The sequence below is a fragment of the Nocardioides deserti genome, assembly GCF_014266025.1.
GTDB classification, from domain to species: Bacteria; Actinomycetota; Actinomycetes; order Propionibacteriales; family Nocardioidaceae; genus Nocardioides; species Nocardioides deserti.
This window is the reverse complement of record NZ_JACMYC010000008.1, coordinates 1-14,722: the sequence shown is the minus strand read 5'-3', so window position 1 is coordinate 14,722 and position 14,722 is coordinate 1. Positions and strand designations below refer to the sequence as shown.

Below are 14,722 nucleotides of genomic sequence, written 5' to 3'. Positions count from 1 at the left end.
CTGGTCGGTCGACTCAGAGGTGGTCGACCTGGGCGGAGGCGGCGCCCCCGGCGAGCGTCCCGTAGCCCGGGCCGCGGTCGAAGAACGCGTCCTCGACCTCGGGCGCCGGCCGGCCGGCCCGCTCCGCGGCGGTCGCCTCGGCGTCGTAGGACAGCGTGTCGTCGTCGACCGAGCCGGTCAGCACCACGCCGTAGTCGGCGAGCGCCGCCTCGGTCGACACCTTGCGCCAGCGCACGTCGCGGACGACGAGCTCCGGGTCGCGGTCGAGCGGGTTGCCCCAGCCGCCACCACCGGTGGTCCGGATGCGGATGACCTCGCCGGCCTTGACCTCCTCGGCGTCGGCGAGAGCGTCGACCTCGCGCTCGTTCGGGCCGCCCGCGTCGATGACGACCTGGAACGGCGTGCCGGCCTTGCCGCCCTTGACGCCCCAGCACGCCAGGATCGACCGGTCGGCGATCGACATGAAGTGGGCGTCCTTGAGCATCCGGATGTGCTTCTCGTAGCCGAGGCCGCCGCGGAACTGGCCCGCGCCGCCGGAGTCGACCGCGAGGCTGAGCGACTCGACGATGAACGGGAAGCGGGACTCGGTGAACTCCGTCGGGAGGTTCCGGCTGTCCGGGACGACGTGGATGGTGTCCTCGCCGTCGGCGTAGTAGCGACCGCCGGAGCCGCCGCCGAGCACCTCGCGCATGAGGTACGGACGGCCCTCGAGGTCCTCGCCGTACACACCGGTGTAGCGGATCGTCTCCTGGTCGGCCGGCATCTTGCCGTCGACCGCCTTGGCGATCACGCCGGCCAGCACGCCGAGCAGGCGCAGGATGACGAAGGTGCGGGCGTTGGTCGGCGCCGGGAAGATCGGCGTGAGCAGCGTGCCCTTCTCCGGGAAGCGCATCTCGATGAGCGGCACGACGCCCTCGTTGACGTCGAGCTCGGCCATCCGCTCGGGGGTGTCGGCGAGGTTGCGCAGGATCGGCGCGAGCCACTTCTTGAGGAAGACGCCGTCGGAGTAGTCACCGCAGTGGTTGATCGGGCCCTTGGCCTGCGGGGACGTGCCGGCGAAGTCGAGCACCAGGCGCTCGCCCTCCGGGTCGTCGGCCGCGGTGCGGGTCAGGGTGATCCGCTGCGTGTGCAGCTGCGGGTCGTCGACGCCGTCGTGCTCGGCGTAGTCCTCCCACGTCCACGTGCCGACCGGGATCTTGGAGAGGATCTCGCGGCGGTAGGTCTCGGTGGAGCGGTCGATGATCGCGTCGAAGCAGGCCTCGACGGTCTCGACGCCGTAGCGGTCGAACAGCTCGCCCAGGCGGCGGGCACCCATGAGGCAGGCCGAGCACTCGGCGTCGAGGTCGGCGGCCAGCGACTCGGGCATCCGCGAGTTGCGGGTCATGATCGCGAGCGCCGAGCGGTTCGGGACGCCGGCGTCCCACAGCTTGATCGGGGGGACCGCGAGGCCCTCCTCGTAGACGCTAGTGGCGTGCGAGGGCATCGAGCCCGGCACGGCGCCGCCGATGTCGTCGTGGTGGCCGAAGGCCTGGACGAACGCGACGACGCGGCGGTCGCCCTCCGGGCCGGCGAAGACCGGCACGGTGACGCACAGGTCCGGGAGGTGGCCGATGCCGCCCTCGGACATGTAGACGTCGTTGTGGAAGAAGACGTCGCCCTCCTTCATCTCCTCCAGCGGGAAGTCGCGCGCCACGGGGTGCACGAGCGCTGAGTAGGAGCGACCGGTGAGCTTGCGCAGCTTGCGGTCGTGGATGCCCGCGCGGAAGTCGTGCGCGTCGCGGATCATCGGGCTGCGGCTGGTGCGCGCGATGGCCGTCTCGACCTCGTGCTCGACCGCGGCCAGGGAGCCCTGGACGATCTCGACGAGGACCGGGTCCGCGCTGCGGCCGGCGTCGTCGGTCAGCGGGCCGAAGGGGAACTGGGTCGGTGCCCGGCTGCTGCCGAGGTCCGGTGCCCCGGCGAAGGTGCCCGGGTGGGTGTCGGTGGTCATGCGTCGCTCCTCGTCACCACGATGTTGGCGTAGTCGTCGACCCGGGCGGTGAAGCCGGGGTGGATGGGCACGGTCGAGCCGAACTCCTCGATGATCACCGGGCCCACGAGCTCCTGCCCGGCGGGCAGGTCGGGCCGCCAGTACACCGGCGTGTCGACGTACCCGGCCTCGGCGTCGAAGCAGACCTCGCGGCTGCCCGTCGGCTGCGGCGCGGACTGGTCGCTGGAGGCCTTCGGGATCTCCGGGCGCTTGATCGGGCCGACGCCGGAGACGCGGAGGTTGACGACCTCGACCTGCTGGGTCGGGTCCTGCGCGAAGTCGTAGCCGTAGAGCGTGTGGTGCTCGGCGTGGAACCGGTCCGCGACGGTCTGCAGGGACTCGGCGGTCAGCGGGCCGTCCGGCACCGCGACGCGGACCTCGAAGGCCTGGCCGAAGTAGCGGACGTCCGCGGTGCGCACGAAGACGTGCTGCTCGGGGGCGAAGCCCTCCGTGGTCAGCGCGGCGGCGGCGCGCTCGGCGAGCACGTCGTACTCCGCCTGGAGCGCGGTCGGGTCGAGGTCCTCGTGGAGGGCGACGTGGGTCTGCACGTAGTCGTTCTTGACGTCCACGGTGAGCAGGCCGAACGCCGACACGTTGCCCGGGTTCGGCGGGACCAGGACGGTCGGCACGCCGAGCACGTCCATGAGGCGGCACAGCAGCAGCGAGCCGGAGCCGCCGAAGGTCGTCAGCGTGAAGTCGCGGACGTCGAGGCCGCGCTTGACCGTGACCTGGCGCAGGGCGTTGGCCTGGTTCCACGCGGAGATCTCGAGGATGCCGGTGGCGCAGGCCTCCGGGCTGATCTCCAGCTTCGCCGCGAGCTCGCGGATCGCCGCGGACGCCGAGTCGACGTCCAGCGGGATCTCGCCGCCGAGCAGGTGCGGGGGGATCCGGCCGAGGAAGACGTGGGCGTCGGTGATGGTGACCTCGGTGCCGCCCTTGCGGTAGCAGATCGGGCCCGGGTCGGCGCCGGCGCTGTGCGGGCCGACCTTGAGGGTGCCCTCGGGCGAGAGCCAGGCGATGGAGCCGCCGCCCGCGCCGACGGTGACGACGTCGATCATCGGGATCTTCGACGGGTAGACGCCGACGCTGCCCTCGGTGGTCAGCGTGGGCTCGCCGTCGATGACGACCGAGACGTCGGTCGAGGTGCCGCCGCCGTCGGAGGTCAGGACCTTGTCGAAGCCGGCGACCTTCGCGATGAGCGCGGCGCCGAGCGCGCCGGCCGCGGGGCCGGAGAGCACGGTGGTGATCGGCTGGTGCACGACCTCGTCGGCCGAGAGCACGCCGCCGTTCGACTTCATCACGTAGAACGGGATGGTCCGGCCGGACTGGGCGGCCAGGCGGTCCTTGATGTTGTTGACGTAGCGGGAGAGCTTCGGCTTCACCGCGGCGTCGACGAGGGTGGTCATCGAGCGCTCGTACTCGCGGTACTCGCGCAGCACCTCGCTGGAGATCGAGACGACCGCCTCGGGGTGCTCCTCGAGGAGGATCTCGCGCATCCGCTCCTCGTGGACCGGGTTGGCGTAGGCGTGCAGGAAGCAGACACCGAGGGTGTCGATGCCCTGCTGCTTGAACCAGCGGGCGACGGTGCGCGCGCCGTCCTCGTCGAACGGGCGGATCTCCGCGCCGGTGTGGTCGAGCCGGCCGCCGACGCCCTTGACCAGGTCACGGGGGACGATCCGGTCCGGCTTGACCCAGAAGTAGGAGTTGCCGTAGCCGTCCGGCACCGACTGGCGGGCGATCTCGAGCATCGCCTCGTAGCCCTCGGTGGTGATGAACCCCAGCGCGTCCACCTTGCCCTCGAGGAGCTGGTTGGTCGCGACCGTCGTGCCGTGGCTGACCGCGACGACGTCGTCGAAGCTCGCCCCGGCCAGGTCCAGCACCTTGTCGATGCCGGCCAGGAAGCCGTCCGCCGGGTTGCCCGGGGTGCTCGGCGTCTTGGTGGTGACCACTGCGCCGCTGTCCTCGTCGAAGGCCACGACATCGGTGAACGTGCCGCCGGTGTCGATGCCGATCCTCATCCGCCTCGCTGTCATGACGCACATTCAACTCGACCGACCCTGCCTGCACGATGTCATGGTCTGCCGACAGACCGTCTGATCGTAGGCAGATCCTGCCTAGCGATTGGGTGCGCCGTGCTGCCCGGCGTTCCCAGGCCGTCAGGCGGGCGTCGAGGAGGGCCGTCATGGCGGCGAGCTCCTGCCACCGCTTCGGCTTCAGCGTCACGACGCTGCGGCGGCGGAAGAGCACCAGCCACGAGCCGAGGATCTCGACGTCGAAGCCGCCTTCCGCCCAGCGGTCGAGGAGGTCGGGGGTGGCGATGGTGGCGACGTCCGCCTCGTGCCCGGGTGGGCAGAGCACGACGAACCGTCGGTCGAACCCGGGCAGCTGGGGCAGGCCGCGCTGCAGGTCGCGCAGGCCCCGGAAGCGACGCGTGCGCCCGCGGAGCCCCCGCCGGCGAAGGATCGCGACGTGGGGCATCGGGACCGCCGTGCGCACGGCGACGTACCCCCACGGCTCCCGCATCGCGCCGTTCTCGCCGCCGCTGCGGCTGATCGTGACCTGGCCGTGCTCGACGTGGCGAGGGTGGTGGTCGACGACGACCTCGGTGGCGAGCCTGCTCTGCGGGCCGGCGTAGACCCGCACGAAGAACGCGGTGGGCGGAAGGAGCTCGTCCTGATTGCGCTGGCACTGGTAGGTCATCGCGTTGCGCTCGGCGAACGCCGTCAGCCGCCGGGACCGTCGGTCGGCACGCAAGGACGCCCAGGACAGGCCCAGCCACACCAAGAGGCCGAAAGCGGCCGCGGCCGCGAGCGACCCCAGGACGACGGGATCACCCGCCGCCTCGCCGAGGCTGGTGTCGCTGCGCGCCGCCATCGCCGCCACCACCACGACCGTCACCAGGACGACGCACGCGACGACGAGGACCGCCATGGACCGCGCGAACCGGGACGACGAGCGCCGCCGACGGTCCTGCGCGGCGTCCCCCGGCCCGACCGGCTCCAGCGACCCGCTCAGCGCAGTGGTGTCCAGACGGCCGAGCGTGTCCCGCATGCGGTCATGCAACCACGGCGGACATCACCGTCACCCTGCGCCCTCACCGGGCTACCGGCACCCCGGCCGGACCTTCCGGCCGGCACTCCGCGGCCGATTCTGGCGCTCTGCGGCCATCGCAACAGCCGCGAAGCGTCAGCATCCCAAGTGAACTTGGGATGCTGACGCCGCGGCCCGACGGAATTCCCGAAGGATCAGCCAGCGGTGGGGCTGACCAGGGCCTCGACGGCCCGGGCGACCTCGAGCAGGCGCAGGTCGGCGCCGTGGGGGGCGACGAGCTGGACGCCGACGGGAAGGCCGTCGCGGGTGTGGCCGGCGGGGATGGAGATGGCCGGGCAGCCGGTGACGGTGATGAAGTACGCCGAGCGCATCCAGTCCAGGTAGGTCTCCATCGGCTTGCCGTTGATCGCCGAGGGGAACTCCTGGTCCGCCGGGAACGGCGGCACCTGCGAGACCGGCAGCACCAGCACGTCGTACGCCGTGAAGAACTCGCGCATCGTCTCCGACAGGGCCGTGCGCTGGCCGTAGGCCCGGGCGACGTCGGCGCCGGTGAGGGACTCCCCCGCCCGGATGTTGTCGGCCAGCGACGCCTTGAACGCGTCGGGGTGCTCCGCGAGCAGGGCGCCGAACTTGGCCTGGAAGTGCCAGGCGCGCAGCGTGCGGAACGTGTCCTCGGCGAGCCCCAGGTCGGGGTGCTCCCCCGAGACGCTGGCGCCCGCGCCGGCGAGCGCGCGACCGGTCGCCTCGACGACGCCGGCGACCTCGTGGTCGACCTCGAAGGCGCCACCGAGGTCGGTGCTCAGCGCGACGCGCAGCCCGCCGAGCGTGGCTGGCTGCGGGTCGGCGAAGGACGTGCCGGCGTCACCGAGCGCGTGCGGCGCCCGGGCGTCGGGGCCGGCCATGACGGACAGCAGCAGCGCCAGGTCGGCGACGTTGCGGGCCATCGGGCCGCCCACCGAGGTGGTCTCCCACTGGTTGTAGAGCGGCCACTCCGGCACCCGGCCGAGGCTCGGCCGCATGCCGACCACGCCGCAGAACGATGCGGGGTTGCGCAGCGAGCCGCCCATGTCCGAGCCGTCCGCGAGCGGCACCATGCCGGCGGCCAGCGCGCACGCCGCGCCGCCGGACGAGCCGCCCGCCGACCGCGACGGGTCGATCGGGTTGAGCGTCGTGCCGAAGACCTTGTTGAACGTGTGCGACCCGGCCGCGAACTCCGGCACGTTGGTCTTGCCGATCGTCACCGCGCCGGCGCGTCGCACCCGCTCGACGATGAGCTCGTCGGCGTCGGGGACGTGGTCGGCACGCAGCGTCGAGCCGTACGTCGTGCGCCACCCGCCCACGGCGTGGGTGTCCTTGAAGGCGAACGGCAGGCCGTGCAGCGGGCCGACCCGCTCGCCCCGGGCGAGCGCCTCGTCGGCGGCCTCGGCACCCGCGCGGGCCCGTTCCTCGTCGAGGGAGACGACCGCGTTGAGCTGCGGGTTCCGCTCGGCGATCCGCTCGAGGTGGAGGTCGAGCAGCTCGCGCGCGGAGATCTCCCGCTCACGGACGGCAGCGGCCATCGACCGCGCGGAGGAGTCGACCGAGACCGGGGTGGAGCTCATCGGCGACGGCCCAGCAGCCCACCGACGACGACGCCGGCGAGCACCAGCGCGCCACCGAGGGCGACCCCGGCGAGGAACGACTGGTCGCCACCGACGGCCGCGCCGCGCGAGGCGGCCGGCGTCGCGGCGAAGACGGTCTGCTCGGCCGGCGCGGCGCCGTCCGTGGCCACCTCGCCGGCACCGGCGGCCGGGGCAGCAGCAGCCGGAGCGGCCTCGGCGGGCAGGCCGTTGGCGATGACCTTCTCGACGTTGCCGAAGAACTCCGCGGCCATCCGGCGCGAGACGCTGGTGAGCATCCGCTGGCCGACGCCGCCGACCATCCCGCCGACGACCGCGTCCGCGTCGTAGGACAGCAGGGTCTGGTCGCCCTGCGCCTCGAAGCGCACGCCGACCGTCGCGTCGATGGTGCCCGGCGCGCCGGCGCCCTTGAGGCCCATGGTCAGCGACTCGTGCGGCTTCAGGTCCGAGAGCGTGCAGGCGCCCTGGTAGGTGCCCTTGATCGCGGCGACGCCGGCGGTGACCGTCATGGCGTAGGCGTTCTCGCCGGTCGTCTGGAGCTGCTCGCAGCCGGGGATGGTCGCGACCAGCACGCGCGGGTCCAGCAGCGCCTCCCACACCTTGTCGACGGGGGCGGCGATGGTGTTCTGGCCGGCGATCTTCATCGGTTCTCCTCAGGAGTCGTGGTGGCCACGGCGTGCTGCGCGCGGAGCTCGAAGAGCTCGGACGGCGAGATCGGCATGGCGGTGATGGGCAGCCCCTCGGCGTCCTCGATGGCGGCCGCGATGGCGGCCGACCCGGGGATGACGCCGGCCTCGCCGGCGCCCTTGATGCCCAGGGGGTTGAGCGGGGACGGGGTCTCGAGGTGGTCGATGTCGATCGAGTCCGGGACCTCGGTGACGTAGGGCATCAGGAAGTCCATGAAGGACGCGTTGAGCAGCTGGCCGGACTCGTCGTAGGCCATCTTCTCGTAGAGCGCTCCACCGATTCCCTGGGCGACGCCGCCGTGGATCTGGCCCTCGACGATCATCGGGTTGATGACCGTGCCGCAGTCGTGGACGACGGCGTACTTGAGGATCGTGATCTCGGCGGTGTCGGGGTCGGTCTCAACGATCACGGCGTGCATGCCGGAGGCGAACGTCGAGCGGATCGGCGAGTAGAAGTCCTTGCCCTCCAGGCCCGGCTCGTCGTCCTCGGCGACCGGCGGCTTGCTGGCGTCACCGACCGAGAACTGCGTCGCGGCCTTGGACGCCTCGTCGAAGGCGTAGCGCAGCGGGTTCGAGAGCACCGCGACCGTGCCGAGGTTGATCGACGTGCCGGGCGAGCCCTTGACCGAGACGACGCCGTCGACGATCTGCAGGTCCTCGGGGTCGGCCTCGAGGGCGTCGGAGGCCAGGCGCAGCACCTTCTCCTTGGCCCGCTTGGCGGCCAGGTGGATCGCCGATCCGCTCATCACGGCGGCGCGGGAGGCGAAGGTGCCGACGGCGTACGCCATCCGGCGGGTGTCGCCGGTGGTGATCTCGACGTCCTCGAACGGCACGCCCAGCTCGTCGGCGACGATCTGCGCGAAAGCCGTCTGGTGGCCCTGGCCCTGGCTGGTCAGGCCGGTGGCGACCTTGACCTTGCCCGAGCTCTCGATGTTGACGTGCGCGCCCTCGTAGGGGCCGGCGCCGGTGCCCTCGACGTACGCCGCCAGGCCGATGCCGACACGGCGACCCTGCGCGGCCATCTCGGCGCGGTAGGACTCGAAGTCGTCCCAGCCGACCAGCGTCTTGATCTTCTCCAGCATCGCCGCGAAGTCGCCGGAGTCGTAGATCGTCTCGCGACCGTCCTGGAAGACCAGGCCGTGGTCGTAGGGGAACTCGTCGGGCTGGATCAGGTTGACCTCGCGGACGTCGGCGCGGTCCTTGCCGAGGTACGCCGCGATCGCGTCCATCGTCCGCTCCATCACGAAGCAGCCCTGCGGACGACCAGCCCCGCGGTACGGCGTGACGATCACGGTGTTGGTGTACAGCGAGTCGAACGTGACCCGGTAGGGGCCGGTCTTGTAGGGACCGACCAGCTGGGTCGAGGCGTTGATCGGGACGATCAGGCCGTACGGCGTGTAGGCGCCGTGGTCGTGCCAGAACCGGACGTCGAGCCCGAGCAGGCGGCCCTCGTCGTCGAAGCCGACGTCGACGTGGTGCAGCTGCGCGCGCTCGTGAGCCGAGGAGATGAAGTGCTCGCGACGGTCCTCGGTGAACTTCACCGGGCGACCGAGCCGCTGCGCTGCGAGCGAGACCAGCAGCTCCTCGGGCCAGGGGTGGTTGATCTTGACGCCGAAGCCGCCGCCCACGTCGGGGGTGATGACGTCGACCTGGAGCAGGTCGAGGCCGAGCTTGGCGGCGACCGCGGCGCGCACGCCGGTGGAGGTCTGCGTGGAGGTCCACACCTGGAGCCGACCGTTGGCGGTGTCCCAGCGCGCGGTGACGCCGCGGCCCTCCATCGGCATGCAGGCGCTGCGCTCGATGTCGAAGTCCAACGACAGCGTGTGCGGGGCGGCCTTGATCCCGGCCTCCGCGTCGCCGTTCTGCTGCACCGAGCGGGCGGCGATGTTGCCGGGGACGTCGTCGTGGACGAGGTTCTCGGCGGCGCGCGCGGCCTCGACGCCGACGACGGCGGGGAGCAGCTCGAAGTCGACGACGACCCGGCCGACCGCGTCCTCGGCGACGTAGCGGTCGTCGGCGACGACGACCGCGATCGCCTCGCCGACGTAGTTGACCTCGTCGCGGGCCAGGGCGTACTGCGTGCGCCCGTGGGTCAGCGTCGGGTGCGGGATGAGCAGCGGCAGCGGCTCGGCCATCGCGCCGTCGAGGTCGTCGTAGGTCCACACGGCGTGGACGCCCTCGATGTCGAGCACGGCGTCGACGTCGATGGAGCGGATGCGGGCGTGCGCGTGCGGGCTGCGGACGACGGCGAGGTGGAGCGCGCCGAGGTCGATGTCGTCGACGTACTGCCCGCCGCCGCGGAGCAGCCGGTCGTCCTCGACCCGCTGGACGGCCTCGCCCATCAGCTTCGTGCTCATGCGCCCAGTCCCGTCGTCGATGCGTCGTCCTTGCGGGCGACCTCCGTGTCGCCGGTCGCCGCCTCGAGCCCGCCGTCGTCGCCGTCCGGCGGGCCGGCCGCGGGCGCGTCGCCTCGGGCGATCTCCGCCGCGCGCTCGACGGCCTTGACGATGTTCTGGTAGCCGGTGCAGCGGCAGAGGTTGCCGGCGACCATCTCGCGGGCCTCCTCGTGCGTCGGGCAGGGGTTCTCCTTGATGCCTGCCGTGACCGTGGTGAGGAAGCCCGGGGTGCAGAAGCCGCACTGGAGGCCGTGGCACTCGCGGAACGCCTGCTGAGCGGGGTTCAGCGAGCCGTCGGGCTCGGCCAGCCCCTCGACGGTGGTGATCTCGCTGCCCGCGGCGGTGACCGCGAACATCAGGCAGCTGCGCACCGGCCGGCCGTCGACCAGCACGGTGCAGGCGCCGCACACGCCGTGCTCGCAGCCGACGTGCGTGCCGGTCAGTCCGCACTCCTGGCGCAGGGCGTCGGACAGCAGGCGACGGGCCGGCACGGCGACCGCATGGGTCACGCCGTTCACCTCGAGCCGGACGTCGTGGATCTTCTCAGCAGTGTTCTCAGCCACGGTCACTCCTCCCGAGCGTGGTCGTGGGCCGCGGTCAGCACGCGCGCGGTCAGCACCTTGGCCAGGTGCGCGCGGTACGCCGCGGTGGCATGGATGTCGCTCTCCGGCTCGAGCTGCGCCAGGGCGGCCTCGGCAGCCCGGGCCAGCGCGGCGTCGTCGACCGAGCCGGCGAGCGCGTCGGTCAGGTCGACGACCGTCGGCACGTCGGAGACCGAGAGGTAGCCGGCGCGGGCCGAGGTGACCCGGCCGTCCTCGACGGCGACGACGGCGGCGACGCCGCACATCGCGTAGTCGCCGTGACGGCGCGAGATCTCCTCGAAGGCCACGCCGGACCCGGCGGGCAGCGCCGGGAAGAACGCCTCGACGGCGACCTCGTCGTGGGCCAGGCTCGACTCGAGCGGCGCGACGTAGAGCTCGTCGGCGGCGATCGTGCGCCGACCGCCCGAGCCGACGACGTCGACGCTGCCGCCGAGCAGCTGCAGGACCATCGGCATCTCCGCGGCGGCGTCGGCGTGGACGATCGAGCCGACGGTGGTGCCGCGGTTGCGGATGGTGGGGTGCGCGACGTTGGCCAGCGCGAGCGAGACGAGGGGCTGCACGCGGCGTACGTCGGCGGAGGCCAGGACGTCGGCGTGGCGGGCCAAGGCACCGATCCGGACGCCCGAGGCGTCGGCGGTGACGTGGTCGAGCCCGGGCAGGTGGTTGATGTCGACGATGAGCGCCGGCGCGGCCAGGCGCATCGACATCAGCGGCACGAGGCTCTGGCCACCGGCGAGCACCTTGGCGTCGGGGTGGCTGCCCAGGGCCTGGACCGCCTCCTCCAACGTCTCCGGACGGGCGTAGTCGAACGCCGTGGGTTTCACGAGGGGAGCCGGCCTTTCCGATTGCTGTTCCGAGAGGGGGCCCGGTGGGCCGGTCCGGGCGTGCTGCCCGGCCGGCCCACCGGAGCCGTCAGTGCGTGTGCGCCACGTCGCTGGCGCGGACCTGCTCGCCGCGGGGGCGACCGATGTTCACGAGGTGGTAGAAGACGATGACCATGATCGTGCCGAGCGCGATGCCGCTGAGCTCGAAGTCGTCGCCGATCGTGAGGGTGACGTTGCCGATGCCGGCGATGAGGCCGGCGGCCAGCGGCACCATGTTGAGCGGGTTGCCGAAGTCGGTCCGGTTGTCCACCCAGATCTTGGCGCCGATGAGACCGATCATGCCGTACAGCACCACGGTGATGCCGCCCAGGACCCCACCGGGGATGGCGTTGAGGAGCACGCCGAACTTCGGGCACAGGCCGAGGATGATCGCGACCAGCGCGGCCACGTAGTAGGCCGCGGTCGAGTAGACCCGGGTGGCCGACATGACGCCGATGTTCTCGGCGTACGTCGTGGTCGGGGAGGCACCGAAGGCGCTCGCGAACGCCGTGGCGACACCGTCGGCGCCGAGCGCGCGGCCCATGTAGGGGTCGAGGTCGTCGCCGGTCATCTCCGCGACGGCGCGGACGTGGCCGGTGTTCTCGGCGATCAGCGCGATGACGGCCGGGATGACCAGCAGCGCGAAGGTGAGCGAGAAGTCGGGCGCGTGGACCTTGCTGACGCCGTCGGCCAGGTCGCCGGTCGGCAGGCCGAACCAGGCGGCGTCGCCGAGGCCGGTCAGGTTGATCCGGTCGCGGGTGACGACCTCACCGGTGCCGTCGGGCGAGGTGATCTGGCCGAAGATCGTGTCGGCCAGGAAGGACAGCACGTAGCCGAAGACCAGGGCCAGGAAGATCGAGATCCGCGACCAGAAGCCGGGGAACCGCACGGTGGCGACCACGACGAACGCGGCGGTCGCGAGCGCGATCCACTGGTCCTGGGGCCAGTAGGTGTTGGCCACGACCGGGGCCAGGTTGAAGCCGATCAGCATGACCACGGCGCCGGTGACGGCCGGCGGCAGCAGCCGCTTCAGCGCACCCGAGCCGAGGTAGTGCACCGCCACGCCGACCAGCGCCAGGATCAGACCGGCGATGAGGATCGCGCCGGTCACGTCGGCGGAGTCGCCGCCCTGGGCGCGGATGGCGAAGACGCCGGACACGAACGAGCCGCTCGTGCCGAGGTAGCTGGGCACCTTGTTGTTGACGACCAGCAGGAACAGGATCGTGCAGACACCGGAGAACAGGATCGCGAGGTTCGCGTCCAGACCCATGATGAGCGGGAAGACGAACGTGGCACCGAACATGGCCACCACGTGCTGGGCGCCGAGACCGACGGTCTTCCCCCAGCTGAGCCGCTCCTGCGGCCCGACAGCCTCACCGGGCGCAGGATCGACCTGCGTCCACTTGAACATCGACATGCGGAAGTTCCCTTCGCCAGCGGTGGAACCGAGAGAACAGCGAGCCTATTGAGGCCCACGCCACACCCTCGATGGCCAGTTCCGCCGAAAGGGTGCGCGCAACGTCGACAGATCCTGCCTACGACTTGGCGGAGGTCGTCTGCTCGGCTGGACCTGCCCGACCGGGGCCTCAGCCGCCGACGACCTCCAGGACCTTGAGCGCGACGGCCACGTCGAGGCGCAGGTTGTGGTCGGAGGTGATCGGGCCCAGCAGCCGCTCCAGCTTGGTCACGCGGTAGCGGATGGTGTTGTAGTGGAAGAACTGCAGCCGCGCCGCCTCGGCGACGTTGAAGTTCGTCGACAGCAGCACCTGCAGCGTCTCGCGCAGGGCCGCCGCCTCCTCGCCCTGACCGGCCAGCTCGCCGAGCACGTCGACGGCGAAGGCACGCAGCTCCACGTCGTCGGGAACCATCGCGATGAGACGGTGCAGCCCGAGCTCGTCGAACCAGGTCGTGGTCCCGCCGCCGCGCACGCGGCGTCCGACGGCCACCGCGCGGTAGGCCTGCGCATAGCTCTCCGGCAGGCCGCGTACGTCGCCCGCGACCCGCCCGACGCCGACCGAGAACGGTCGCCGGCCGCCGCCCTTGTCCCCCGCGACAGCGCGGACCAGGCGCATGACCGCCTCGGATCCGGGCTGGCTGCCGTCCGCCGGGAGGACCGTGACCACCTCGGAGCCGAAGTCCGCGACCGGGACCGACCGCGAGACCCCGCCCACGACCTGCCGCCAGGCGTCGGCGAACCGCTCCTGCCACTGCCGCTGCTCCTCGACCGTGCCGGACGGCTCCCCGGCCGGCTGCGGGTCAAGCTGTGCGACGACGACGATCGACGGTCCGCCGAGGTCCCAGCCGAAGCCGGCCACGTGCTCGCGCACGAACTCCTCCGAGCCGGCCCGCCCCAGCAGCACGTCGCGCAGGAAGTCGCCGCGGTACTTGTTCTCCACCGCCGACACGGCCTGCTCCCGGCTGATCGAGAGGGCGACAGCCAGACCGGCGCGCCGCAGCGCGACCGCCTCGACGGCATCGAGTTCCCGCTCGACGATCAGCACCAGGTGCCCGAGCGGCTGCGTGGGCGTGGCGACCGGGAGGCGGTGGACGCGTGCGCCGCCGGCCAGCAGGGTGCCCCCGGGGTCGAGCCGCTCGACGCGCACCCGGCCGGTGTGGTCGAGCAGGTCGCCCGCGGCCAGGTCGGCCCGACGGTCCTCGGAGAGCCGCGTGACCCGCTCCCGACCGTCGGTCGTGGTGACCGCGGCGTCCGCGTGCAGGGCGGCCGCGATGGCGTCGACGATCTGGCCCAGGTCGGCGTTCGCGAGCACCTGCTGGGCGAGGTCCTCGGCGAGGTTGTCGGCGTCGAGCGGGACCGGCTGCTGGTCCGGCTGCTGGTCCGGCTGCTCGGAGGCGCTCCCGGTCGACACGGGCGCGCCCGATGTCAACTTCTGTTCCCCGCCCCGGTCGGGGTTGGCAATGCTCACCATTCGGCGCACCCTAGTTCATCCGTTAGCGTCCGAGAGGTGCCACTGTCGACCTCGCCCCGCACCCGCGTCGCGGGGGCCGGGACCGCCGCCCTCCGGCGTCGGCTGCACGAGGAGCCGGGCACCGGCGAGGTCGTCCACGCCGGCGCGTCCGCGATCTACGTCCGCCTCAGTGACCAGAGCAGCGACCGGGTCGGCGATCGGGTCGTCGGGGTGGCCGCGCGCGGCGCCGTGCACGTGCCGGCGACCATCGCCACCGCGCTCACCCGCCTGCCCGACGTCGCCGTCGGAGCCCCGGCCGAGGTCGCCGACGGCGCGCTCCACGTCGCGGGTCTCAGCGTGTCCGTCGACCGCCTGGTCCCCACCGACCTGCCCGCGCTCCCGCCGGAGGCCGCGGCCCGCCTGGAGGCGGCCGCGCCGGACCTCGGCCCCGCCCGCGACCAGCTGCCCGCCGCGGCGCTCGAGGCGCTCGCCGCCGGCGACCCCGACGCGGTCGCCTCCCTGCTCGGCCGCGGCGACGGGCTCACGCCGGTCGGCGACGACGTCGTGGCC

10 protein-coding genes are annotated in these 14,722 nt (G+C 72.4%); 1 reads left to right on the top strand and 9 read right to left on the bottom strand.

The genetic code is table 11. The features are described from left to right. Positions 1 to 13: 13 nt before the first annotated feature. From H7344_RS14085 to H7344_RS14045, 9 genes are all read right to left on the bottom strand, one after another. Entirely contained in the window at positions 14 to 1,990 is a 1,977-nt protein-coding gene (locus H7344_RS14085; protein ID WP_186346647.1) for a hydantoinase B/oxoprolinase family protein, read from the bottom strand. Then, complete coding sequence (locus H7344_RS14080; RefSeq protein WP_222130676.1) at positions 1,987 to 4,047, bottom strand: hydantoinase/oxoprolinase family protein; 2,061 nt, start codon at positions 4,045 to 4,047, stop codon at positions 1,987 to 1,989. The genes H7344_RS14085 and H7344_RS14080 overlap by 4 nt, the downstream gene beginning before the upstream one ends. A 1,227-nt stretch (positions 4,048 to 5,274) precedes the next feature. After that, positions 5,275 to 6,681, bottom strand: a complete 1,407-nt coding sequence (locus tag H7344_RS14075; RefSeq protein ID WP_186346645.1) for an amidase — start codon at positions 6,679 to 6,681, stop codon at positions 5,275 to 5,277. Beyond that, positions 6,678 to 7,343, bottom strand: a complete 666-nt coding sequence (locus H7344_RS14070) for an SRPBCC family protein (protein WP_186346644.1) — start codon at positions 7,341 to 7,343, stop codon at positions 6,678 to 6,680. The genes H7344_RS14075 and H7344_RS14070 overlap by 4 nt, the downstream gene beginning before the upstream one ends. Then, entirely contained in the window at positions 7,340 to 9,742 is a 2,403-nt protein-coding gene (cutA, locus tag H7344_RS14065) for an aerobic carbon-monoxide dehydrogenase large subunit (RefSeq protein WP_186346643.1), read from the bottom strand. Before cutA ends, H7344_RS14070 begins: the two co-directional genes overlap by 4 nt. After that, a complete protein-coding gene (locus H7344_RS14060) occupies positions 9,739 to 10,344 on the bottom strand; it encodes a (2Fe-2S)-binding protein (RefSeq protein WP_229707191.1) in 606 nt (201 codons plus the stop codon). The genes cutA and H7344_RS14060 overlap by 4 nt, the downstream gene beginning before the upstream one ends. Before the next feature lie 2 nt (positions 10,345 to 10,346). Beyond that, a complete protein-coding gene (locus tag H7344_RS21240; RefSeq protein ID WP_186346641.1) occupies positions 10,347 to 11,207 on the bottom strand; it encodes an FAD binding domain-containing protein in 861 nt (286 codons plus the stop codon). An 88-nt stretch (positions 11,208 to 11,295) separates the two neighbouring features. Beyond that, entirely contained in the window at positions 11,296 to 12,663 is a 1,368-nt protein-coding gene (locus tag H7344_RS14050; RefSeq protein ID WP_186346640.1) for a uracil-xanthine permease family protein, read from the bottom strand. Between the two features lie 169 nt (positions 12,664 to 12,832). Then, complete coding sequence (locus tag H7344_RS14045) at positions 12,833 to 14,173, bottom strand: PucR family transcriptional regulator (RefSeq protein WP_186346639.1); 1,341 nt, start codon at positions 14,171 to 14,173, stop codon at positions 12,833 to 12,835. Positions 14,174 to 14,209: 36 nt separating this feature from the next. Between H7344_RS14045 and H7344_RS14040 the strand changes: the two genes are divergently transcribed. Continuing rightward, a partial coding sequence (locus H7344_RS14040; protein WP_222130675.1) for a hypothetical protein occupies positions 14,210 to 14,722 on the top strand: 513 nt, incomplete at its 3' end.

Bases quoted from the DNA above. Each gene is read 5' to 3' on its own strand.
- H7344_RS14050 (WP_186346640.1), bottom strand. From the start codon at position 12,663: ATGTCGATGTTCAAGTGGACGCAGGTCGATCCTGCGCCCGGTGAGGCT.
- cutA (WP_186346643.1), bottom strand. From the start codon at position 9,742: ATGAGCACGAAGCTGATGGGCGAGGCCGTCCAGCGGGTCGAGGACGAC.
- H7344_RS14045 (WP_186346639.1), bottom strand. From the start codon at position 14,173: ATGGTGAGCATTGCCAACCCCGACCGGGGCGGGGAACAGAAGTTGACA.
- H7344_RS14070 (WP_186346644.1), bottom strand. From the start codon at position 7,343: ATGAAGATCGCCGGCCAGAACACCATCGCCGCCCCCGTCGACAAGGTG.
- H7344_RS14075 (WP_186346645.1), bottom strand. From the start codon at position 6,681: ATGAGCTCCACCCCGGTCTCGGTCGACTCCTCCGCGCGGTCGATGGCC.
- H7344_RS14085 (WP_186346647.1), bottom strand. From the start codon at position 1,990: ATGACCACCGACACCCACCCGGGCACCTTCGCCGGGGCACCGGACCTC.
- H7344_RS14080 (WP_222130676.1), bottom strand. From the start codon at position 4,047: ATGAGGATCGGCATCGACACCGGCGGCACGTTCACCGATGTCGTGGCC.